23 protein-coding genes and 2 pseudogenes are annotated in these 22458 nt (G+C 70.6%); 15 read left to right on the top strand and 10 right to left on the bottom strand.

Going from position 1 to position 22458, the window contains the following annotated elements; all coding sequences use genetic code 11:
- The first annotated feature begins 257 nt into the window (after positions 1 to 257).
- On the top strand, positions 258 to 1307 hold the full coding sequence (locus tag PV963_RS16615) for a LacI family DNA-binding transcriptional regulator (protein ID WP_274816516.1): 1050 nt from the start codon (positions 258 to 260) through the stop codon (positions 1305 to 1307).
- 43 nt (positions 1308 to 1350) lie between these two features.
- Here PV963_RS16615 and PV963_RS16610 read toward each other — a convergent pair whose 3' ends face one another.
- Complete coding sequence (locus PV963_RS16610) at positions 1351 to 2031, bottom strand: class I SAM-dependent methyltransferase (protein ID WP_274816515.1); 681 nt, start codon at positions 2029 to 2031, stop codon at positions 1351 to 1353.
- An 88-nt stretch (positions 2032 to 2119) separates the two neighbouring features.
- On the opposite strand from PV963_RS16610, the gene PV963_RS16605 reads away from it, so the two are divergent.
- The 3 genes from PV963_RS16605 (at position 2120) to PV963_RS16595 (ending at position 4572) form a co-directional block, all read left to right on the top strand.
- Positions 2120 to 2719 carry a dihydrofolate reductase family protein gene (locus tag PV963_RS16605; protein WP_274816514.1) on the top strand — a complete coding sequence of 200 codons (600 nt, stop codon included), beginning with the start codon at positions 2120 to 2122 and terminating at the stop codon, positions 2717 to 2719.
- A gap of 72 nt (positions 2720 to 2791) precedes the next feature.
- Positions 2792 to 3724: a bifunctional helix-turn-helix transcriptional regulator/GNAT family N-acetyltransferase gene (locus tag PV963_RS16600; protein WP_274816513.1), complete on the top strand. Its 933-nt coding sequence runs from the start codon at positions 2792 to 2794 to the stop codon at positions 3722 to 3724.
- Positions 3725 to 3768: 44 nt separating this feature from the next.
- On the top strand, positions 3769 to 4572 hold the full coding sequence (locus tag PV963_RS16595; protein ID WP_274816512.1) for a sugar phosphate isomerase/epimerase family protein: 804 nt from the start codon (positions 3769 to 3771) through the stop codon (positions 4570 to 4572).
- Between the two features lie 132 nt (positions 4573 to 4704).
- Here PV963_RS16595 and PV963_RS16590 read toward each other — a convergent pair.
- A pseudogene (locus tag PV963_RS16590) lies at positions 4705 to 5078 on the bottom strand (hypothetical protein); the annotation flags it as partial.
- Positions 4982 to 5199: pseudogene (locus PV963_RS16585) on the bottom strand (AAA family ATPase); the annotation flags it as partial. The pseudogenes PV963_RS16585 and PV963_RS16590, both read right to left, overlap by 97 nt.
- Positions 5200 to 5316: 117 nt before the next feature.
- On the opposite strand from PV963_RS16585, the gene PV963_RS16580 reads away from it, so the two are divergent.
- Positions 5317 to 6033: a GNAT family N-acetyltransferase gene (locus PV963_RS16580; protein WP_274816511.1), complete on the top strand. Its 717-nt coding sequence runs from the start codon at positions 5317 to 5319 to the stop codon at positions 6031 to 6033.
- A gap of 46 nt (positions 6034 to 6079) precedes the next feature.
- Positions 6080 to 6583 carry a GNAT family N-acetyltransferase gene (locus tag PV963_RS16575; protein ID WP_274816510.1) on the top strand — a complete coding sequence of 168 codons (504 nt, stop codon included), beginning with the start codon at positions 6080 to 6082 and terminating at the stop codon, positions 6581 to 6583.
- Positions 6584 to 6784: 201 nt separating this feature from the next.
- On the opposite strand, the gene rbsD is transcribed toward PV963_RS16575, so the two are convergent.
- The 5 genes from rbsD to PV963_RS16550 form a co-directional block, all read right to left on the bottom strand.
- Positions 6785 to 7174 carry a D-ribose pyranase gene (rbsD, locus tag PV963_RS16570; protein ID WP_274816509.1) on the bottom strand — a complete coding sequence of 130 codons (390 nt, stop codon included), beginning with the start codon at positions 7172 to 7174 and terminating at the stop codon, positions 6785 to 6787.
- Positions 7171 to 8073, bottom strand: coding sequence for a ribokinase (locus PV963_RS16565; RefSeq protein ID WP_274816508.1), 903 nt, complete (start codon positions 8071 to 8073; stop codon positions 7171 to 7173). Before PV963_RS16565 ends, rbsD begins: the two co-directional genes overlap by 4 nt.
- A 75-nt stretch (positions 8074 to 8148) precedes the next feature.
- Entirely contained in the window at positions 8149 to 10104 is a 1956-nt protein-coding gene (locus tag PV963_RS16560) for an ABC transporter permease/substrate-binding protein (RefSeq protein ID WP_274816507.1), read from the bottom strand.
- On the bottom strand, positions 10094 to 11632 hold the full coding sequence (locus PV963_RS16555; RefSeq protein ID WP_274816506.1) for a sugar ABC transporter ATP-binding protein: 1539 nt from the start codon (positions 11630 to 11632) through the stop codon (positions 10094 to 10096). Before PV963_RS16555 ends, PV963_RS16560 begins: the two co-directional genes overlap by 11 nt.
- A complete protein-coding gene (locus PV963_RS16550; RefSeq protein WP_274816505.1) occupies positions 11629 to 12648 on the bottom strand; it encodes a LacI family DNA-binding transcriptional regulator in 1020 nt (339 codons plus the stop codon). Before PV963_RS16550 ends, PV963_RS16555 begins: the two co-directional genes overlap by 4 nt.
- Before the next feature lie 223 nt (positions 12649 to 12871).
- Between PV963_RS16550 and PV963_RS16545 the strand changes: the two genes are divergently transcribed.
- Together PV963_RS16545 and PV963_RS16540 are read left to right on the top strand one after the other, a co-directional pair.
- On the top strand, positions 12872 to 13237 hold the full coding sequence (locus PV963_RS16545; RefSeq protein ID WP_274816504.1) for a hypothetical protein: 366 nt from the start codon (positions 12872 to 12874) through the stop codon (positions 13235 to 13237).
- A 187-nt stretch (positions 13238 to 13424) separates the two neighbouring features.
- Entirely contained in the window at positions 13425 to 14075 is a 651-nt protein-coding gene (locus PV963_RS16540; RefSeq protein WP_274816503.1) for a dihydrofolate reductase family protein, read from the top strand.
- A 7-nt stretch (positions 14076 to 14082) separates the two neighbouring features.
- On the opposite strand, the gene PV963_RS16535 is transcribed toward PV963_RS16540, so the two are convergent.
- On the bottom strand, positions 14083 to 14871 hold the full coding sequence (locus PV963_RS16535; RefSeq protein ID WP_274816502.1) for an MBL fold metallo-hydrolase: 789 nt from the start codon (positions 14869 to 14871) through the stop codon (positions 14083 to 14085).
- Between the two features lie 88 nt (positions 14872 to 14959).
- Between PV963_RS16535 and PV963_RS16530 the strand changes: the two genes are divergently transcribed.
- From PV963_RS16530 to PV963_RS16520, 3 genes are all read left to right on the top strand, one after another.
- Positions 14960 to 15553, top strand: a complete 594-nt coding sequence (locus PV963_RS16530; RefSeq protein ID WP_274816501.1) for a CGNR zinc finger domain-containing protein — start codon at positions 14960 to 14962, stop codon at positions 15551 to 15553.
- Positions 15554 to 15587: 34 nt separating this feature from the next.
- Complete coding sequence (locus PV963_RS16525) at positions 15588 to 15848, top strand: hypothetical protein (protein WP_274816500.1); 261 nt, start codon at positions 15588 to 15590, stop codon at positions 15846 to 15848.
- 236 nt (positions 15849 to 16084) lie between these two features.
- Entirely contained in the window at positions 16085 to 16867 is a 783-nt protein-coding gene (locus tag PV963_RS16520) for a phosphotransferase (RefSeq protein WP_274822038.1), read from the top strand.
- A 107-nt stretch (positions 16868 to 16974) separates the two neighbouring features.
- Here the strand turns inward: PV963_RS16520 and PV963_RS16515 are convergent, their stop codons facing one another.
- Positions 16975 to 17283, bottom strand: a complete 309-nt coding sequence (locus PV963_RS16515) for a hypothetical protein (RefSeq protein ID WP_274816499.1) — start codon at positions 17281 to 17283, stop codon at positions 16975 to 16977.
- Positions 17284 to 17624: 341 nt separating this feature from the next.
- Between PV963_RS16515 and PV963_RS16510 the strand changes: the two genes are divergently transcribed.
- From PV963_RS16510 to PV963_RS16495, 4 genes are all read left to right on the top strand, one after another.
- Complete coding sequence (locus PV963_RS16510) at positions 17625 to 18446, top strand: helix-turn-helix domain-containing protein (RefSeq protein WP_274816498.1); 822 nt, start codon at positions 17625 to 17627, stop codon at positions 18444 to 18446.
- Positions 18436 to 18636: a DUF397 domain-containing protein gene (locus PV963_RS16505; protein WP_274816497.1), complete on the top strand. Its 201-nt coding sequence runs from the start codon at positions 18436 to 18438 to the stop codon at positions 18634 to 18636. The genes PV963_RS16510 and PV963_RS16505 overlap by 11 nt, the downstream gene beginning before the upstream one ends.
- 29 nt (positions 18637 to 18665) lie before the next feature.
- Positions 18666 to 20942: an SF1B family DNA helicase RecD2 gene (recD2, locus tag PV963_RS16500; protein WP_274816496.1), complete on the top strand. Its 2277-nt coding sequence runs from the start codon at positions 18666 to 18668 to the stop codon at positions 20940 to 20942.
- Between the two features lie 178 nt (positions 20943 to 21120).
- A complete protein-coding gene (locus tag PV963_RS16495; protein ID WP_274816495.1) occupies positions 21121 to 22410 on the top strand; it encodes a citrate synthase in 1290 nt (429 codons plus the stop codon).
- Positions 22411 to 22458: the final 48 nt, after the last annotated feature.

Raw genomic sequence — 22458 nt, 5'->3', positions numbered from 1 at the left:
TGGCCCGGTGAGCCACCTGTGGACTGGTGAGCGTTACAGCAAGCGCTTTCTATAAAGGAAGAAGCTAGCCTCTGACAGCGGTCCGGACAAGACCGTGACCAGGACGAGTTGTTCGAGGGGGCGAACAACCCCGGGTCGGGGGCTTAAGGTCTGCTCGGAACCATGGCCATAGGTCCATCGGAACCAAGGCCACAGGTCTGGATGTGTACGAGGGCGACGAGGGCGGACGACGAGATGCGCGACCGGAGGACGACGAGATGACGGTGACCCTGGCGGACGTGGCGGCCCGCGCGCAGGTCTCGCCCGCGACGGTGTCGCGCGTGCTGAACGGGAACTACCCCGTGGCCGCATCCACCCGGGAGCGGGTACTGAAGGCCGTGGACGAGCTGGACTACGTGCTCAACGGGCCCGCGAGCGCCCTGGCCGCCGCCACCTCCGACCTGGTCGGGATCCTGGTGAACGACATCGCCGACCCGTTCTTCGGGATCATGGCGAGCGCCATCCAGGCCGAGATCGGCGGCCCGGGCGGCCGCGCGGGCGGGGAGAGACTCGCGGTGGTCTGCAACACGGGGGGCTCTCCCGAGCGGGAGCTGACGTATCTCACGCTGCTGCAGCGGCAGCGGGCGGCGGCCGTGGTGCTGACCGGCGGGGCGATCGAGGACGCGGCGCACCAGGCGGCCATGGACACCAAGGTGCGCAAGCTGACCGATGCCGGGACGCGGGTCGTCCTGTGCGGACGCCCGCCGGCGCCGGAGACCGGGGCGATCGCGCTGACCTTCGACAACCGCGGCGGCGGGCAGGAACTCACCGAGCACCTGATCGGGCTCGGGCACCGGCGGCTCGGCTACATCGCCGGCCCGGAGGAACGGACGACGACCCGGCACCGGCTGGAGGGACACCGGGCCGCGCTCGCCGCGCACGGCATCGAGGAGGACCCCCGGTGGACGGTGCACGGACGGTACGACCGGCGGTCCGGCTACGAGGCGACGCTGGAGCTGCTGCGGCGCGACCCGTCCCTGACGGCGGTCGTCGCCGCGAACGACTCCGTCGCGCTCGGGGCGTGTGCGGCGCTGCGGGACTCCGGGTTGCGGATCCCGGAGGACGTGTCGGTGGCCGGGTTCGACGATCTGCCGTTCAGCATCGACGCGGTGCCCTCGCTGACGACCGTGCGGTTGCCGCTGGCGGAGGCCGGGGCACGGGCCGGGCGGATCGCCATGGGCCGGGAGGAGGCGCCGCCCGGGGGGATCGCGTCGGTGCGGGGGGAGTTGATGGTGCGGGGGTCTTCCGGGGTGCCGCGGGTTTCCTGACCCCGGCGCCGCTGCCCTTCGTGTGGACGCCGGACGGGCCGGTCTACGCCTTCACCCCGGCGAACCCGAACAGATCCGGTATCCCGTCCCGCCCCGCCTCCACCGTCCGTTCGAGGCGCAGGCCCGCTGCCGTCGCCCCGTTGAGCAGGTCGGACAGCGGGACGTGCCGGGCGCCGGGGCGGGCGCGGACGCCGGTGGTGTTCCAGGACGCGAAGATGCGGGAGCTGCCGGCGCAGCGGGCGTCGATCACTGCGCGTGAGGCGTCCCTGCGGTCGGCGAAGGCGCCGACGAGGCACGGGTGCACTCCCAGGTGGACGCAGCGGCCGCCGGGGGTCGGCACGGGGGCGATCTGGCGCAGGACGGCCGGGTAGTCGGGCACGTCCGTGCCGGCCAGGACGCACACCGCGGCGGGCACCGAGCCGTCGGCCAGGGGCAGGGCGGTCGCGTCGGCGACGGCCACGGGCAGGCGTTCGGCGGCGTGGCGCAGCCGGTTGCCGGAGAGGTCCACGCCCACGGGCGTCCAGCCGAGGCCGGCGACGGCAGACGCGTGGGCGCCGGTGCCGCAGCAGACGTCGAGGCAGGTGCCTCCGTCGCCGGGGCCGAGCAGGTCGCCGAGGGCGGCGTGGACGCGGCGGGTGCAGTCGCCGCCGCCGGTCGGTGACATCAACTCGTTGTACCAATCGGAGTGTTCGTCGTATACGGCCGTCGCCTTCGAGGACACCATGTCCCGGACGCCTTCGGCGATGAGTTTCGCGTCGTAGCCAGGTCTGTAGTGCCGTCATCGCACGAACGAGAAAAGCGGAGTGAGTCCCATGCGCATCGTGATCACCGAGTTCATCAGCCTGGACGGTGTCGTGCAGGCCCCGGGCGGGCCGCAGGAGGACACCGACGGCGGCTTCGCGCACGGAGGGTGGTCGCACCCCTACTTCGACGAGGAGGTGCTGGGCGGCGCCTTCGACTCGGGTCTTGCCGGGGCCGAGGCGCTGCTGTTCGGGCGGCGTACGTGGCAGACGATGGCCGGCGCCTGGCCCGAGCGGGCCGGAGACCCGTTCGCCGACCGGATGAACGCCCTGAAGAAGTACGTCGTCTCCAGCACCCTCGGCGAGGCCGACCTCACCTGGAACAACACCTCGCTCATCCCCGGCGACCAGGCCGTCGCCCGCATCCGGGAGCTGCACGAGACCGAGGGCGGCGACCTCGCGATGATGGGCAGCCCGACGCTGGTACGCACGCTCCTGTCCGAGGGCCTGGTCGACGAGCTCCAGCTCATCGTGATGCCGGTGCTGCTGGGCGGCGGCAAGACGATCTTCCCCGACGACGGTGGCAAGCGCCCCATGGAGCTGGTCTCGACGACCACCGCCAAGACCGGCGCGCAGGTGTGCGTCTACCGGCCGGTCACGACCGAGGGCTAGTCCCGGCTGTCCTGGACGTCTAGGCTCGACCACGGAAACCTCTGACTGAGTCAAAGACCGGGGGTCGTGGCCATGACCGTCCAGGACATCCGCTCCTTCAACCGCTTCTACACGAACGTCATCGGCGCGCTCGACTACGGCCGCCACCTCTACGCCCCCTACACCCTCACCGAGTCCCGCGTGCTCTACGAGCTCGCCCACGCGCCGCGCACGGACGCCGCCGACCTGCGGGTCCAGCTGCACCTGGACGCCGGGTACCTGAGCCGCATCCTGAACAAGTTCGAGGAGGACGGCCTGGTCGAGCGCGGACCGTCCGAGACGGATCCGCGCCGCCGCAGTGTCACGCTCACCGGGCGCGGCCGGGAGGCCGCCGCGCTCCTCGACGAGCGGGCGCGCGAGACGGTCGGGGCGCTGCTGGACACCGTGCGGACCGAGGACCGGCCGAGGCTGGCTCAGGCGATGCGGACCGTCCGGGAGATCCTGGGCCACGGCCGGGCGCCACGCCCCGAGGACGTCGTCCTGCGCGACCCCGCCCCGGGCGACCTCGGCTGGATCGTGCAGCGCAACGCCGCCCTGTACGCCGCCGAGTACGGGTGGAACGCCGACTACGAGGGCCTGGTCGCCCGGATCGTCGCCGACTACGGCGAGGACCACGACCCGCATCTGGAGCGGACGTGGATCGCCGAGCTGGACGGCCGGCCGGTGGGGTGCGTGATGTGCGTACGGGACGACGCGCCGGGTGCCGCCCGGCTCCGGCTGCTGCTCGTCGAGCCGGACGCGCGCGGCCTGGGCATCGGGGACCGGCTGGTCGGGGCCGTCGTCGCCTTCGCGCGCGAGGTCGGCTACCGCGAGGTGGTCCTGTGGACCAACGACGTCCTCGCCGCGGCCCGCCGCATCTACCAGCGCCACGGCTTCGTCCTGGTCGCGGAGAAACCCCACCGCTCCTTCGGCCACGACCTGGTCGGCCAGGACTGGCGACTGGATCTCCACGCAACACCCGAGTGACGAAGGGGAGTCGCCGGCAGGGGCGCCGGGTAGGGTCCGTCCACATGAAGCTGGCGTTCTCCACCCTCGGTGTCCCCGGCCTGCCCCTGCCCGACGTCCTGCGGCTCGCGACCGCCCACGGCTACCACGGCGTGGAGCTGCGCGCCCACCCCGAGGAACCGGTCCACCCCGGCCTCGGATCCGCCGAACGGACGGATGTCGCGGCCGAGTTCAAGGGGTCGGGCGTAGAGATCCTCGGTCTGGCGGGCTACGCGCGGGTCGCCGCGCCGGGCGACGACGAGCCCGTCCTGGCCGAGATCCGCTCGCTCCTCGACCTGGCCCGCGACCTCGGCGCCCCGTACATCCGGGTCTTCCCCGGCGGCGACCTGGACGTCCAGACCCCCGAGGAGGCCGACGCCACGGCCGCCCGGCGGCTGGGCACGGCCGCCGAGTACGCGAACGACCTGGGCGTCCGCATCCTGCTGGAGACCCACGACTCGCACCGCACCGCCGCCGACGCGATGCGCGTCCTCGGGCTGGTCGGCCACCGCCAGGTGGGCGCGCTGTGGGACGTGATGCACACCTGGCTGGGCGGCGAACAGCCCTCGGAGACCTACGCGGCGCTCTCCCCGCACCTCGGCTACGTCCAGGTCAAGGACATCGCCTCCGCCGAGGACACCACCCCGCTGCCGCTCGGCGCGGGCGTCCTGCCGCTGGCCGAGTGCGTGGAGGTCCTCTCCCGGCACGGCTGGGACGGCTGGCTGTGCTGGGAGTACGAGAAGCGGTGGTACGAGGAGGCGGCGCCGCTGCCGGACCTGCTCGGGGCCGGGCGCGAGCATCTGAGCAGGCTGCTGAACGAGTCGGCGTGACGGGCCGCGGGGCGTCGGCCCGGGGCACCTGACCGGGCTCGGGCCCCCCGCGGCTCGGCCGCGTCGCGGGTCATGCCACGTCGCGGGTCCGGAGGTACGGGCGACGCCCGGACCGACGCCCTCCCGGCGCGGTCAGATCACGCGGAACAGGTCCGCGGCGGCGTGGACGTCGGTGAGGTCCTCGACGGAGCGCAGGTTGTCGCACAGGGCCTCCAGCACCGAGCCGGCCTCGCCGACGCGCGGGGCGCCGACGACCACGCCGAACACCCGGAAGCCCAGTCGGCGCTTGGCGTCGTTCCAGCCGCGCAGCCACTCCTGAACTCCTCCTCCAGCAGCTCGCCGGCGGCCGACAGCGGCGTCTGACAGCTGGTGCCGCCGCCGAGGAAGGTCTCCGCGAAGTCGAGGACCGGGGGCAGCGGATCGGCTCGCCGTCGTTCTCGGGGTGGTAGATCCGCTCGTTGAGGTAGCCCGGCGTCTCGTTCACCGCCGCCGTGGAACACTTGAAGATCGCCTCGATCCGGCCCGTGAGCTCGCGAGCGTCCGCACGACGTCGGCCCGCTCGTAGAACCGCTCCGACATCTCGTCGCCGATCCTCCGCAGCCGCTCGGCGGTGTCCTGCGCGTCCACGTTCAACTCCTTGCCCGCGACGCGGTGTTGTGCCGACGGGACGGTCTGTCCCCCCGGAACCTACGACGAAGTGAAAGGTAGCCTGGGCCGACCGCGCACAGGGAAAGGCCCAGCACCATGACGAACGGCGAGAGCGGTGACACCACGGCACTCGACGACCCGGTGGGCGAGTCGCTGCGCGGCCGCCACGCGGACCTCGGTCGTCGGCTCGGCCGTGCCGCCACCTATCTGCCGGGAGTCGCGACCTTCTCGGCGGTACCCGCCGAAGCGGACGCGGCGGACTGGGCCGATCTCGCACGGCTCCTCGGCCCGGACGCGTTCGCCGACATGTTCAGCTGCCCGGCGACCCCACCGCCCGACTGGGAGCCGGTTTTCGTCCTCGAAGGCCGGCAGATGATCTGGCCCGCCGGCAGCCGGCCCGATCAGACCCACGCCGCGACCGGCGGCACCGACGTGGTCGAACTGGGCGAAGCCGATGTGCCCGAGATGCTCGACCTGGCCGCACGCACCCGACCCGGGCCGTTCTGGCCGCGCACCCGCGACCTCGGCACCTACCTCGGCGTCCGCGACGGCGGCAGGCTGGTGGCCATGGCGGGCGAGCGGCTCCGGCCTCCGGGATGGACCGAGATCAGCGCCGTCTGCACGGCCCCCGAGGCACGCGGGCGAGGACACGCCGTCCGCCTGGTCACCGCCCTCGCCACCCGCATCCTGGCTCGCGGCGGGCGCCCCTTCCTGCACGTGGCCGAGGCGAACGCCGGTGCGATCGCGCTCTACGAACGGCTCGGCTTCACCAGCCGGAAGCACGTGACGTTCCGCGGCTTCCGCACCCCGTGAGAAAGTGCGTTGCACCTCCCTGCCCACGCCGCTAGCGTCGCCGCCCATGCCCCCAACCCTGCGAACGCCCCGCCTGCTCCTCGACGCCTACACCCCGCAGGACGAAGAGGACTTCGTCGCCCTGTTCCAGGACACCAGGGTCTCCCGGTGGATGGGGGACGGCCCCGCTGCCGAGGCGGACGACCGGGCCCTGTTCGGGCGGATCTTCACCAAGGTCTATGCCCAGGACCTGTTCGACGTGTGGGCGGTCCGGCGCGGCGGGCGGCTGGTCGGGCATGCCGAGATCAAGCGGACGGACGCGGTCGACGGTCACGAGATCGTCTACGCCCTGGCCCCTCAAACGTGGGGCAGCGGGCTCGGGACGGAGCTGGCGGAGGCGCTCGTGGGGTACGGCTTCGACGTGCTCGGGCTGACCGAGGTGCACGCCACCGTCGCCGCGCGGAACGAAGCCTCCCTGCGCCTGCTCGGCCGGATCGGGTTCGCGCACGTCCGGGACATCGAGGAGGACGACGGCGGACTCACCCGTGTGCTGAGCCGCCCGGCGCGGTGATCTCCTCAGCCATCCGGCAAGAATCCGGCAAGAAATTCTTACCCGACCGTGCAACCCTTTCTGTCCCGCGCGGGTCGTACATGGCGTCAGGGCTTTCTGGAGGGGATCTGGGGGGATCGCGGGGGTTCTGACGGGAGGGGAAAGCCGAGGGGGCCCGGTCCACGGACCGTGGCCCCCTCGAAGCAGAAGACCTCGGAAGACTCAGAAGAAGACGCCACACCTCAGCAGCACGTTCGCATACGGCCGTGCCTCGCCCGTGCGGACCACCAGCCGGGCCCCGGCCGACAGCTCCTTGAGCCGCTCGTGCGACACCAGGTCCAGCGACGGGAAGTGCCCGTCCAGGAGCTGCGAAGCCTCCTGGTTCGCCTCCCGCACCTCCGTCGCCGCCGTCGCCCCCTCGACCACCAGCTCGGCCAGCAGCCCCTCCAGCACCTCGGCGAACGGCGGGACCCCGGCCCGGAAGGCGAGGTCCACCACCCGGGGGCCGTCGGGAATGGGCATGCCCGCGTCGCACACCAGCACCCCGTCCCCGTGGCCCAGCTCGGCCAGCGCACCGGCGAGGTGACGGTTCAGTATCCCGTTCCGCTTCACAGCGCGGCGACCTCCGCCGCCGTCGGGAAGGACGCCTGCGCGCCCTCCTTCGTCACGGTCACCGCCCCGACCCGCGCCGCGTAAGCGGCCGCCTCCGCCAGGGACTCACCGGCCCCCAGCCGGAAGGCCAGCGCGGCGGTGAACGCGTCACCCGCACCGGTCGTGTCCACGGCGCTCACCTTCACCGACGGCACCCGGGAGACACCCGCCGCCGAGGCGACCAGCGCGCCCTGCGCGCCCAGCGTCACCACCACCGACCGGGGGCCCTTCGCGAGCAGGATCCGCGCCCAGTCCTCCGGGCTGTCCCCCACGGCGGCCGAGCCCAGGATCACCTTCGCCTCGTGCTCGTTGACGATCAGCGGGTCGCAGGCCGCCAGCACCTCCTGCGGAAGGGGGCGCGGCGGCGAGGGGTTCAGCACGAAGCGGCTCTCCGGCGCCAGGTTCCGTACGACCTCCACCACCGTCTCCAGCGGGATCTCCAGCTGCGCCGAGACCACCCGGGAAGCGTGGAAGAGGCTCCCGGCGGCGCTGACGTCCTCCGGCGCCAGCCGGCCGTTCGCGCCCGGCGAGACCACGATGCTGTTGTCCCCGGACGGGTCGACCGTGATCAGCGCGACCCCGGTCGGCGCGCCGCCCACCAGGACACCCACCGTGTCCACGCCGGACTCCCGCTGCGAGTCCAGCAGCAGCCGGCCGTACGCGTCGTCGCCGACCCGGGCCAGCAGAGCCGTGCGGGCCCCGAGCCGGGCGGCCGCGACCGCCTGGTTCGCGCCCTTGCCGCCCGGGTGGACGGCCAGGTCGGAGCCGAGCACGGTCTCGCCGGCACCGGGCCGGCGCTCGACACCGATCACCAGGTCGGCGTTGGCCGACCCCACGACCAGGAGGTCGTAGTCGTACATGAGTCGTCTCCCCACATGAGTGACATGGGCGGGCGGCCCCACCAGCCGTGGATGACCGCCCGCCGTTCCCCGATGTCAGCCGCTGAAGCCGGCCACGTTCTCCTTCGTGACCACCTTCACCGGCACCTTCACCGTCTCCTCGACCTTCTTGCCCTGGAGTGCCTTCAGCGCGTTGTCCACGGCGATCTTCCCGAGCTGGGACGGCTGCTGCGCCACGGACGCGTACAGCGTGCCGCCCTCGACCGCCTTCAGTCCGTCAGGCGTGCCGTCAAAGCCGACCACCGAGACCGACTTGCCGGCCTTGGAGCCCAGGGCCTTGATCGCGCCGAGGGCCATCTCGTCGTTGGCGGCGATGACGCCCTGGACGTCCGGGTGGGCCTGGAGCAGGTTCGACATCACGTCGAGGCCCTTGGTGCGGTCGAAGTCCGCGGGCTGCTGGGCCACGACCTGGATGCCCGGGTAGGCCTTCAGCCCCTTGGCGAAGCCCTCGGCGCGCTCCCGGGCCGCGGACGTGCCCGCCTGGCCCTGCAGGATCACGATCTTGCCCTTGCCGCCCAGCTTGTCGGCGATGGTCTTCGCCGCCAGCTCACCGCCGGTGACGTTGTCGGAGGCGACCAGCGTGTCCGTCCTGGCGTTGTTGACGCCGCGGTCGACGGCGATGACCGGGATCTTCGCCTTGTCGGCGGCCTTCACCGAGTTGCTCGCCGCGTCCGAGTCGACCGGGTTGACGATGATCGCGCCGAGCCCGGAAGTGGTGAAGTTCTGGAGCTGGTTGGCCTGCTGGGAGGCGTCGTTCTGCGCGTCCGTGACGGTCAGGTCCACGCCCAGCTTCTTCGCCTCGGCCTGGGCGCCCGCCCGGATCTGCACGAAGAAGGGGTTGTTGAGGGTGGACAGCGACAGGCCCATCTTCGGGGTGCTCGCGGCGGAGGACCCGTTGTGCAGGAACGACGTGGCGCCGACGATCGCGACGGTGACGACGGCCGCGAGCGCGTACGTCACCGCCTGCTTGCCCTTGTCGCCGCCGGTGCCGGCCGCGGCCGGGGTCGCCCCGGCCTTGCGGCGCGCGGTGTCGAACAGCACGGCCAGCGCGATGACGACGCCGATGACGACCTGCTGCCAGAACGCCGACACGTTCAGCAGGTTCAGCCCGTTGCGCAGCACGGCCAGGATCAGCGCGCCGATCAGCGTGCCGGACGCCTTGCCCGTACCACCGGCCAGCGACGCTCCGCCGATGACGACCGCGGCGATCGCGTCCAGCTCGTAGCCGTCGGCGGCCTGCGGCTGCGCGGAGGACAGCCGGGCGGCGAGCACGACACCGGCGACGGCGGCGAAGACGCCCGAGAAGGCGTAGATGGCGAGCTTCTGCTTCTTCACGCGCAGGCCGGACAGCCGCGCGGCCTCCTCGTTGCCGCCGATCGCGTACATCGAGCGGCCGATGTACGTCCGGCCGAGCACGAAGGCGGCGATCAGGCCCATCACGACCATGACGAGCACCGGCACCGGCAGCCAGCCGCCGAGCACGTCACCGAGGCGGGAGACCGAGTCGGGGAGGGCGATCGGCGAGCCCTCGGAGATCACCAGCAACAGACCGCGGGCCACCGACAGCATGGCCAGCGTCGCGATGAACGGCGGCAGCTTGCCGTAGGAGATCAGGATGCCGTTGACCAGGCCGCACGCGATACCGGTCGCTATGGCCAGCAGGACGGCGAGGAACACGGGGACACCCGCCGAGGTGGCGCTCCACGCCAGGACCGTGGCCGACAGCGCGGCGACCGAGCCGACCGACAGGTCGATGCCCGCCGAGACGATCACGAAGGTGACGCCGAAGGCGAGGATGGCGGTGACGGCCGCCTGGACACCGACGTTCAGGAGGTTGTCCGTCGTCAGGAAGTCGCCGGACAGCGCCGACATCGCGATGACGAGGACGATGAGCGCGGTGAGCGCGCCGTTGTCGAGCAGGAGACGGCGCAGGCCGCCCGAGGCCGAGGCGCCACCCGCGCCCGTCGTGCTCTTGAGCGTGTCAGTGGCCACGGGAGGCCTCCGTTCCGGTCGTGATCGTGGTCGTGGTCGTCGGGGTGCTGACGGCGAGTGCCATCACGGTGTCCTGGGTCGCCTCGTCGGCGGAGAGTTCACCGGCGATCCGGCCCTGCGCCATGACCAGCACCCGGTCGCTCATACCGAGCACCTCGGGCAGATCGCTGGAGATCATCAGGACGGCGGCACCGGCCGCGGTGAGTTCGTTGACCAGCTGGTAGATCTCGACCTTGGCGCCGACGTCGATGCCGCGCGTCGGCTCGTCGAGGATCAGCACCTTGGTGTCGGCGAGCAGCCACTTGCCGATGACGACCTTCTGCTGGTTGCCGCCGGACAGTGTCCGCACGTGCTGGCCGAGTCCCGCCATCCGCACACCGAGCTGTCCCGCGATCCGCTCGGCGGCCTCGCGCTGCCCCTTGAGGTCGACGAGCCCCGCGCGCGTGGCCGACCGCAGCGTCACAAGACCGAGGTTCTCCTCCACCGACGCGTCCAGCACCAGACCCTGGCCCTTGCGGTCCTCGGGGATGAGCCCGATGCCCGCGGTCATCGCCGCGTTGACGTCGTACCTGGGGACGGCGGCCCCGGCGACCTTCACGGCCCCCTTGTCGTACGGGTCCGCCCCGAACACCGCCCGTACGACCTCCGTCCGGCCGGCGCCGACGAGCCCGGCGATGCCGACCACCTCACCGGCGTGCACCTCGAAGCTGACGTCGTGGAAGACGCCGTCGCGGGTGAGTCCCTCCACGGACAGCAACGCGGCGCCGCGATCGGCCCGTTCGCGCGGATACTGCTGCTCGATGGAGCGCCCGACCATGAGCCGCACGAGCTCCTCCTCGGGCGCGGAGGCGGGCACCTGCCCGACGCTCGTGCCGTCCCGGATGACCGTCACCCGGTCACCGAGGGCGGCGATCTCCTCCAGGTGGTGCGTGATGAACACGATCCCGACGCCGTCCTCGCGCAGCTGGCGCACGATTCCGAAGAGCTTCTCGACCTCCTCGGAGGTGAGCACTGCGGTCGGCTCGTCCATGATGAGCACGCGCGCGTCGAGGCTGAGCGCCTTGGCGATCTCGACCATCTGCAGGCGCGCGATGCCCAGTTCGCGGACCCGCGCGCGCGGCGACACCTGCACGCCCACGCGCGCCAGGAGGACCTCGGCGTCGGCCTCCATCCGCTTCCGGTCGATCATCCCGAACCGGCGCGGCTGCCGCCCCAGGAAGATGTTCTCGGCGACCGTCAGGTCGGGAACGAGGTTGAACTCCTGGTAGATGGTGGCGATCCCGAGCCGCTCGGAGTCCTGCGCACCGTGGATGCGCACCTCCTCGCCGCCGACCAGGATCCGCCCGGCGTCGGGCGTGTAGGCACCGGAGAGCATCTTGATGAGGGTGCTCTTGCCCGCGCCGTTCTCACCGAGCAGCACGTGCACCTCACCCCGGCGCAGATCGAAGTCGACGCCGTCGAGCGCGACCACGCCGGGGAAGGTCTTGCGGATGCCCTCGATGCGCAGCAACTCGTCCGGGTTGCTCACGTCGTGCTCCTTTGCACTGGGGAGGGGGACTCGCCGCACGAGCGGCGTACGACGAGGCGGGCGGGAAGGGTGACGGACTCGGGGGTCCGGCCCTCGATGCGGTCGACCAGCGCGCGTACGGCGGCGCGCCCCAGTTCGTCCGTGGGCTGGGCGATGGCGGTGACCGGCGGGTCGGTGTGCACGAACCAGCGGATGTCGTCGAACGCGGCCAGCGCGATGTCGTCGGGAACCCGCAGTCCACGCGCGCGTACGGCGTCCAGCGCGCCGAGCGCCATCAGGTTGTCGGCCGCGAACACGGCCTCGGGCGGCTCGGCCAGGTCGAGGAACCCCTCGGTGACCCGGCGCCCGCTCTCGGCCTGGAAGTCGCCCTGGCCTATGTAGGCCTCGGGGAGGCCGAGCCCGTGCTCCTGGAGGGCCTCCCGGAAGACCTCCACGCGCTCGCGTCCGGTCGTGGTCGCCGCCGGACCCGCGATGATCGCGACCCGCCGGTGCCCGAGCCCGTACAGATGCGCCACGAGGTCCCGTACGGCCGCCCGCCCGTCCGCCCGGACCACCGGCACGTCCACGCCCGGGATCCACCGGTCCACGAACACCATGGGCGTCCCCGCCCGCGCGGCGTCCAGCATCAGCGGCGAGCCGCCGTCCGTCGGGGAGACGAGCAGCCCGTCGATCCGCCGGTCCAGCAGGTTGCGTACGTGGTGGTCCTGGAGGTCGGGCCGCTCGTCGGCGTTGCCGATGATGACGCTGTAGCCGAGCGCGCGGGCCTCCTCCTCGACGGAGCGGGCCAGTTCGGTGAAGTACGGGTTCAGCACGTCGCTGATGACCAGGCCCAGGGTGTGGGTCTGGTCGGTGCGCAGGGAGCGGGCGACGGCGTTCGGGCGGTAGCCCAGGGACTCGACGGCGGCCAGCACGCGCGTGCGTGCGTCGGCGCTGACCGACGGGTGGTCGTTCAGGACGCGCGAGACCGTGGCGACGGAGACGCCGGCCTCGGCAGCGACGTCCTTGATGCTGGCCACCGCCGCTCCACCTCCTTGTGGATCAGTCGTGGGAACACTTGCTGAAGCGCTCGTGGAATCGATTACACCGACGGGTGGATGGAATCGATTACACGCCGGTAAATCAAGACCCCGAGGACACCTCTTGACCGGATCGTGATGTCGCGGGCCGCCCCCCGGCGGTCCAGGGTGGAAGGAGAAGGTCCGTTGTCGCGAGGCCCGGCGGGGCCGGAGCGGAGGAGTCATGACGGCGGCGACCCGGAACGACGTACCCGTAGCCCTCGAGGGCAACGGCGTGGAACTGCGCCTCATGCCGATCGGCGGCGGCATGTCGGTGGGCTACGTCAGCCTGCCCCAGGGCACGGACATGGGCCCGGCCCTCAAGGGCCTGCCCGACGACGCGTGCCAGTGCCCCCACTGGGGCTATCTGCTGAAGGGCCGCATCAGCATGCGCACCGCCTCCGGCGAGGAGGAGTACGAGGCGGGCCAGGCGTACTACTGGGGCCCGGGCCACGTCCCGGTCGCCCTGGAGGACAGCGAGTTCGTGGAGTTCTCCCCGAGTGAGGACTTCCAGCAGGTGATCGAGTACGTGGTCGCGCAGTCCGGGTGAGCCGGGGGGAGCGGCCGGGACGGTGGGCTGCGGGAGCCGACGGGCCGGTGGGTCGGAGGAACCCTTGGCGGGCCGGTGAGCCAAGGGAACCGACGGACCACCGATGAGCCAGAGAACCGCCGGGCCACCGATGAGTTTCGGTGGCCCGGGCGGTCTACCCCTCGTCGACCACCACAGGAGGAGCGCCGTGCACCACCAGCTACTGCGAGTGCAGAACTTCAACGTCTCGTCTGACGGATTCGGTGCCGGCGAGCACCAAAGCCTGGAGCGCCCCTTCGGCCACGCCGATCCGGGACAGATGTTCGCCTGGGCCGGTGCCACGGCCAGCTGGCCCAACCGCACCGACCCCGGCGGCAGCCGCGGTCTCGACGACTACCTCACGCGCGACTTCACGAACAACATCGGCGCCGAGATCATGGGCCGCAACAAGTTCGGCCCTCAGCGCGGCCCCTGGCAGGACTACGAGTGGAAGGGCTGGTGGGGTGACGAACCGCCGTTCCACACGCCGGTGTTCGTCATGACCCACCATGAGCGCCCTTCGTTCACCCTCTCCGACACGACGTTCCACTTCGTCGGCGGCGACCCGGCCGAGGTGCTCGAACAAGCGCGTCAGGCCGCACAGGGCAAGGACGTCCGACTCGGCGGTGGCGCCACGGTCATCCGGCAGTTCCTCGACGCCGACCTCGTCGACACGCTGCACGTGGCGGTCTCGCCGGGGGTGAAGCTCGGATCCGGTTCACGGCTCTGGGAGTCACCGCAGGAGCTGTTCGACCGCTTCCACTGCGATGTGGTGCCGAGTCCGAGCGGGGTGACGCATCACCTGTTCTGGCGGAAGTGACGGCAGCTCAGTCGCGTCCGCCCCAGTCCAGACGGTCGGCCAGCCCGGCGGCGGTGAAGGCGGCCTCCAGCTCGTCATGGCCCTCGGTGAAGTGGGCCCAGCTGTCGTAGTGGACGGGGACCACGCGGCGGGCGCCGAGGATCCGCGCGGCCTCGGCGGCCATGGCGCTGTCCAGGACGATGACCTTTCCGTCGAAGACGTCGGCGAAGCGCGGTGCGCCGGCGAACAGGATGGCGGTGTCCACCGGGGCGAAGCGCTCGGCGACCTCCTTCACCGCGTCCAGTGAGGCGTTGTCGCCGCTGACGTAGACGGTGGGCAGGCCCTCGCCGGTCAGGACGAACCCGACGACCTCGCCGGTTATCGGCTCGACCTCCTCACGGGGGCCGGGGCCGTGGATGGCGGGCACGCCCGTGACGGTGACCGTGCCGCCGTCGGGGCTGTCGAGCTCGACGGACTGCCAGTCGGCCAGGCCCGTGGCCTTCGCGCCGAGGCGCTGTCCGCCCCCGGGGGTGGTGAGGGTGAGCGGGACGTCGGCGAGCAGCGCCCGCCCGGAGGTGTCGAGGTTGTCGGCGTGCTCGTCGTGCGAGAGGAGCACCACGTCGACGGGGCCGAGTTCGGCGGGCGAACCGGCGGCGGGGGCGGTCTTCGTCAGAACCACCGCGGGCGCGGGGAAGTCACCGGGGCCGTCGAAGGTCGGGTCGGTCAGGAAGCGCAGGCCGCCGTACTCGAAGAGGGCGGTCGGGCCGCCGAAGACGCGGACGGGGAAGGGGGCGGTCGTCGCGGGAAGCGCAGACATGAAAGAAACCTCACGGATAGATGTGTTTGAACCGTGAGACGACCGTAGCCGCTTCTCACGGATACAGGCAAGCCGTACCATGAGAGGTATGCAGGAGCCCGTGATCGGCCAGGCCGCCCCGCCGCCCGCGCAGGGCGAGGAGGAGCACCCCTCGCTCGCCCTCGTCAACAGCGCGATCGCGCTGCCCGGCGGGCACACGATCGACCTCCTGGGCACCCCCGCGCAGACGAACCACTGGCTGACCCAGCGCGGCCTCGCCCCGGTCGACGCCGGCATGCGGGAGATGTGCGCGACCCAACTGCGCTCCCTGCGCGAACAGATCAGATCGCTGTTCGCCGCCCGCGCCGAAGGCCTGCCCGCCCTCCCCGCGGCCGTGGCGGCCATCAACGACGCGATGACCCGGGTCCCCACCGCCCCGCTGCTGGGGTGGGACGACAAGACCGGCCCCTACCGCACGGCCCCCCACCCCACCACCGCGATCGTCGACCTGGCCCTGGCCACCCTCGCCGCCGACGCCGCCGACCTGCTTACCTCCCCCGACGCCGAACGCCTCACCGCCTGTGGCTCCCCGCCCTGCAACCGCTACCTGCTCCGCCACGGCCGCCGCCAGTGGTGCTCCACCCGCTGCGGCGACCGCGCCCGCGCGGCGCGTGCGTATGCCCGCCGCAGCACCTCGCGATGACTCGATCGCTTCATCCATGTGGGACGGTTCGACCATGACCAGCGACTACGACCGTCTTCGTAATGGCATCGAGTTCATGACCGCCTACGTCTCCGGCAACGACCTGCTCACGGCCTACGTGACAGAGCGACGGCGCGAGGACCCCATGGCGACCGAGGCCCTCATGGACGGGGCGGCGGCCCTCTGTGCCCTGTTGCTGCGCAAGATGGCCCGGGATACCGGAAAGACCGAGCAGGAGCTGCTCCAGGAACTGGCCCGCGGCACCCACCGACACGAGCGGCAGTCCGAAGAGTGACTGCACCGTCAGGGCGGCAAGGCCGTGCAGTGGGTCGTTCGTCCTGCCCTAACCGCAGGCCGAGCCTATGGCGTACCGGGGAAGTGGTGAGCGCGCTTTGAGCGTCCCACTTGACCGCAGGGTGCGCCGGGTTCGGCATACTGCGCTCCGTGAGCGGCGCCGCGTTCGTCGTCACCCCGGTCACCTTGACTCGTAATCGAGGTGATCGGCAAGGGCTGGTCGGCCAGACTGCCGCTATGCAGCACGATGAAGAGCGGCCATTGTCCGGCGGGAACGTCAGCACCGGCGTCGTCCGCATCGGTGACACCGTCCGCCGCCCGGCGGGACCGTGGACTCCAGCAGTGCACGCACTGCTCACCCATCTCCACGATGTGGGCTTCCGGGCGGCTCCTCGCCCCCTTGGCATCGACGAGCAGGGGCGGGAGGTACTGACCTTTGTGACAGGTGAGGTGATCTGGCCCGACCGATTCGCGCTGCTGGAAGCCTCGCAGCCGTTGGCTCGCGTGGCACGTCTGATCAGGGACTTCCACGACGCCGTGGAGAGCTTCACGCCACCGCCCGACGCCCGCTGGCAGGTACTCATCCCTGCCGAGGGAGCTGACATCATCGCCCATCAGGACCTGGCCCCGTGGAACCTCGTGGCTGACGGAATGGACTCGTGGGCCTTCATCGACTGGGACACCGCTGGCCCCGGCACCCGCCTGTGGGATGTCGCTTACGCCATGCACGGCTTCATCCCACTGTCCGCGCACCCCCACTGGCAACGTGCCGACGCTGACGATCGCCTGCGGATCTTCGCCGACGCTTACGGGCTCAAGGAGACCGAGCGGCGTGACCTGGTGCCCCTGCTGGGCCGCCGAACCCGTGCCATGCACGACTTCCTGCGCCACCAAGCGGCCGAAGGCAACCAGCCATGGGCGACGCTCTGGGCAGAAGGCCACGGCGATGCCTGGCGAAGCGACGCCGAATACATCGAACAGCGCGAAGAACAGTGGGCACGTGCCTTGCTCGCTGGGTGAGCTTCCCCCCCAACTGCCCTCATGGGAGGGAGCAGGCGGAGGCATGACCTGGTGGCACCGCCGGTCACGGATGAGGGCCGCCCACAGGACGTTGCATATGCGACGTCTCATGACCTTGGTGCCGCCCACGGCGTAGGAACGCTTGCGCTATGGGCGAGCCGTGCCCCTCTGCTCTCCGCCACTCGCTTGACGTCCCGCAGGGACTCGGTGAGCCGCAGGGCCAGATAGCGCAGCTCCGCGCTCGTCACGCGGCGTTCCGCGAGGAGTGCGGCGGCGTGGCCGAGAAGCTCGTCCGCCATGTCCAGCTGTACGGCTTCGATGTCGTCGGCCATGCGTGAGACGTATCCCGTTCCGTCGCCCACGAGGTAGCACGGTTTGCCCTCGACAGTCGTCCAGGGCAGCAGTCGCCCGGCCATCACGCGCTCATCTCCGCTGCCAGGTAGGGGTGCACCAGTCGGTTGTCCTCTCCGCGCAGCGGACGTTCCTCCGCGCGGCGGGCCACCGTGCCGTTGACGCCGTTGCAGCAGTACGGGCATGGAGGCGGTGCCGCGGATCGCCGTCGCCGTCCGCGTGGAGGGAACAGGACACGGAGGAGCGGTTCGAGGGCTCGGGCGATTAGTTCTGTCACGTCTGCCTACCTTCCGACCTGCGGTGACTGCGTTCTGTGGTGAATCACTCACAGAGTGGGGTAGGTGGTGGTTACGCTGCCAGGGGTCGGGGCTTGACATCGCGCTTGTCAAGAAAGGGAGTTGGCCGCATGGACGAACGCCGCACGCCTCGAACGCTGCGGGAGAAGTACGGGGAGGAGCTGAGGCTACGGCGGACGGCGGCGGGCCTCACTCAGGAGGAACTGAGCGACCAGGTCGTGTGCTCGCCTACGCTGATCAGCCACTTCGAGGCCGGGAGACGGCTTCCCAAACCCGATGACGCCCGGCGGATCGACCGTGCGCTGGGGGCGGACGGATTCTTCACGCGGCGGCTGGAGGATCTGGAGAACACGTACGATCCCCGCTTCGCTGCCGCCGCCGAACTGGAGCGACACGCAACCGTGATCCAGCAGTTCGCGCTCTCACTGGTTCCCGGCCTGCTCCAGACACCCGATTACGCGCGCGCAGTGTTCGCCGCTTACCGCCCCAACTCCACAGACCAGGAACTTGACAGGAAAGTTGTCATCCGAACAGAGCGTGCCCGAATCTTCGACGGGCCGTCGGCTCCGGTCATCTGGACGCTTCTCGACGAGGCCGTACTGCGACGCTCTGTGGGTGGCCCGCAGATCATGGCCGAACAGCTGCACAAGATCGCGGACTTGGCCGGGTCACGACGGATTCGGCTGCACGTCCTTCCGTACCGCGCCGGTGCGCATCCGCTCATGGAGAGCCTGCTCACCCTGATGACCTTCGAGGACTCCGCCCCGGTGGCGTACGTCGACGCATTCGAGACGGGACGTCTGATGGACGATCCGGCGCTGGTGAGCGCCTGCCAGACCGCCTACGCTCTGGCGCTGAGCGACGCGTTGTCGCAGCAGGAGTCACTGGCCCTCGTCAGGTCGGCAGCGAAGGAACACGCGCATGATCAGTAGTGAACACAGCGGGTGGTACAAGTCCAGCTACAGCGGCGGCAGCCAAGCCGAGTGCCTCGAAGTCGCCCGCAACAACCCAGACGTGCCCGTCCGTGACAGCAAGACCATCACCGGCCCCACCCTGGTCTTCTCCACTCACGGCTGGACGGCATTCGTGACGGCCGTCAAGGAAGGTCACATAGAGGCCTGAGTGTCGTACCCCGGCGGTACGGTCGGATCATGCCCAACCACACGGGAACCCCCGCCGGCGAACGGCGACTCGCCGTGCTCGAAGGCGTTCTCGAGCGGATCACGTACGCGAACGAGGAGAACGGCTACACGGTCGCCCGGGTCGACACCGGCAGAGGCGGCGGCGATCTGCTCACGGTCGTGGGCGCGCTGCTCGGCGCCCAGGTAGGGGAATCCCTGCGCATGGAGGGCCGCTGGGGCTCGCATCCCCAGTACGGCAAGCAGTTCCACGTCGAGAACTACACGACGGTCCTGCCGGCCACCGTCCAGGGCATCCGCCGTTATCTCGGCTCCGGCCTGGTCAAGGGCATCGGCCCGGTCTTCGCCGACCGCATCACGCAGCACTTCGGGCTGGACACGCTCCAGATCATCGAGGAGGAGCCCAAGCGGCTCATCGAGGTCCCGGGCCTCGGGCCCAAGCGGACGAAGAAGATCGCCGACGCCTGGGAGGAACAGAAGGCCATCAAGGAGGTCATGCTCTTCCTCCAGACCGTCGAGGTGTCCACGTCCATCGCGGTGCGGATCTACAAGAAGTACGGCGACGCGTCCATCTCCGTCGTGAAGAACCAGCCCTACCGCCTCGCCGCCGACGTCTGGGGCATCGGCTTCCTCACCGCGGACAAGATCGCCCAGTCCGTCGGCATCCCGCACGACAGCCCGGAGCGCGTCAAGGCGGGCCTGCAGTACGCCTTGTCGCAGTCCACCGACCAGGGCCACTGCTTCCTCCCGGAGGAGCAGCTGATCAAGGACGCGGTCAAGCTCCTCCAGGTCGACACGGGCCTGGTCATCGAGTGCCTCGCCGAGCTGGCCGAGCCCCCGGAGGACGGCGAGGACCCCGGCGTCGTACGGGAGAAGGTCCCGGGTCCTGACGGCGGGGAGCCCGTCACCGCGATCTACCTCGTGCCCTTCCACCGAGCCGAACTCTCCCTCTCCGCCCAGCTGCTGCGCCTCCTGCGCACGGAGGAGGACCGGATGCCGGGCTTCCGGGCGGTGGCCTGGGACAAGGCGCTCGGCTGGCTGAGAACACGCACCGGCGCCGACCTCGCCCCCGAGCAGGAGGCCGCCGTCAGGCTCGCGCTGACCGAGAAGGTCGCCGTCCTCACCGGCGGCCCCGGCTGCGGCAAGTCCTTCACGGTGCGCTCCATCGTGGAGCTGGCCCGCGCCAAGAAGGCCAAGGTCGTGCTCGCCGCCCCGACCGGCCGGGCCGCCAAGCGCCTGTCCGAGCTCACCGGCGCCGAGGCCTCCACGGTCCACCGCCTTCTGGAGCTGAAGCCCGGCGGCGACGCGGCCTACGACCGGGACCGCCCGCTGGACGCCGACCTGGTGGTGGTCGACGAGGCCTCCATGCTGGACCTGCTCCTCGCCAACAAGCTGGTGAAGGCCGTCCCTCCGGGGGCCCATCTCCTCTTCGTCGGGGATGTCGACCAGCTGCCCAGCGTCGGCGCGGGCGAGGTGCTGCGCGACCTCCTGGCCGACGGAAGCCCGGTCCCCGCCGTCCGCCTCACCCGGGTCTTCCGCCAGGCCCAGCAGTCGGGCGTGGTGACGAACGCACACCGGATCAACGCCGGCCAACACCCGCTCACCGACGGCATGAAGGACTTCTTCCTGTTCGTTGAGGACGACACGGAGGCCGCCGGACGGCTCACCGTGGATGTGGCGGCGCGTCGCATCCCGGCGAAGTTCGGGCTGGACCCGCGCCGGGACGTCCAGGTCCTCGCCCCCATGCACCGGGGCCCGGCGGGCGCAGGCACCCTCAACGGCCTGCTCCAGCAGGCCATCACCCCGGGCCGCCCCGACCTGCCCGAGAAGAGATTCGGCGGACGGGTGTTCCGCGTCGGCGACAAGGTCACCCAGATTCGCAACAATTACGACAAGGGCAAGAACGGTGTCTTCAACGGCACCGTCGGTGTGGTCACCTCGCTCGACCCGGTCGACCAGCGCCTGACGGTGCTGACGGACGAGGACGAGGAGGTTCCGTACGAGTTCGACGAGCTCGACGAGCTGGCTCACGCCTACGCCGTGACCATCCACCGCTCCCAGGGCAGCGAGTACCCGGCGGTCGTCATCCCGGTCACCACGGGCGCCTGGATGATGCTCCAGCGGAACCTGCTCTACACGGCGGTCACCCGGGCCAAACAGCTGGTCGTCCTCGTCGGTTCGCGCAAGGCGATCGGCCAGGCGGTGCGCTCCGTGTCCGCGGGCCGTCGGTGCACGGCACTCGACTTCCGGCTCGGTTCGCAGAAAAATGATCGATCAAATGAGTCGTGAAGGTCACAAGGCACTTCCAGATGGGGAACACAGGGGGGAGGATGAGCAAGTTGACGGCACTCAGTGCCGTCAGTAGGCCCGATGGTCGACCCCGAGTGCACTCTCCTGAGCCGAGTGGGGGATGGTAGAGACAGTCAGGGCACCTCGAAGATGAGGCACAACGTCGGTGAGGGAAGACGTGAGCGACAACTCTGTAGTACTGCGGTACGACGGCAACGAGTACACCTACCCGGTGATCGACAGCACCGTCGGTGACAAGGGCTTCGACATCGGCAAGCTCCGCGCCCAGACCGGTCTGGTGACGCTGGACAGCGGTTACGGCAATACCGCCGCCTACAAATCCGCCATTACCTACCTGGACGGCGAAGCGGGCATCCTGCGGTACCGCGGCTACCCGATCGAGCAGTTGGCCGAGCGCTCCACGTTCCTGGACGTCGCCTACCTGCTGATCAACGGCGAGCTGCCGACCGTCGACGAGCTCTCGACGTTCAAGAACGACATCACGCAGCACACCCTGCTGCACGAGGACGTCAAGAACTTCTACAGGGGCTTCCCGCGCGACGCCCACCCGATGGCCATGCTGTCGTCGGTCGTCTCGGCGCTGTCGACGTTCTACCAGGACAGCCACAACCCGTTCGACGAGCGCCAGCGCAACCTCTCCACGATCCGTCTGCTCGCCAAGCTCCCGACGATCGCGGCGTACGCGTACAAGAAGTCGATCGGCCACCCGTTCGTCTACCCGCGCAACGACCTCGGCTACGTCGAGAACTTCCTGCGCATGACCTTCTCGGTCCCCGCGCAGGAGTACGAGCTCGACCCGACCGTGGTCTCCGCGCTGGACAAGCTGCTGATCCTGCACGCGGACCACGAGCAGAACTGTTCGACCTCCACGGTCCGCCTGGTCGGCTCCTCGCAGGCGAACATGTTCGCCTCGATCTCCGCCGGCATCAACGCCCTGTGGGGCCCGCTGCACGGCGGCGCCAACCAGTCCGTGCTGGAGATGCTGGAGGGCATCCGCGACGCCGGCGGCGACGTCGACTCCTTCATCCGCAAGGTGAAGAACAAGGAGGACGGCGTCCGCCTGATGGGCTTCGGCCACCGGGTCTACAAGAACTTCGACCCGCGCGCCAAGATCATCAAGGCCGCCGCGCACGACGTGCTGTCCGCCCTCGGCAAGTCCGACGAGCTGCTGGACATCGCGCTGAAGCTGGAGGAGCACGCGCTCTCCGACGACTACTTCGTCTCGCGCAGCCTCTACCCGAACGTCGACTTCTACACCGGCCTGATCTACCGGGCCATGGGCTTCCCGACCGAGATGTTCACGGTCCTGTTCGCCCTCGGCCGGCTGCCGGGCTGGATCGCCCAGTGGCACGAGATGATCAAGGAGCCGGGCTCCCGCATCGGCCGCCCGCGCCAGATCTACACGGGCGTCGTCGAGCGCGACTTCGTGCCCGTCGAGGAGCGCTGAGGCGCAAGTCCGCGCGGCCCCCGTATCCGCTCTTGTGCGGGTGCGGGG

This window comes from Streptomyces coeruleorubidus, assembly GCF_028885415.1.
GTDB classification, from domain to species: Bacteria; Actinomycetota; Actinomycetes; order Streptomycetales; family Streptomycetaceae; genus Streptomyces; species Streptomyces coeruleorubidus_A.
Note: the sequence above shows the minus strand (reverse complement) of the source record. Positions and strands in the feature narration are given on the sequence as shown.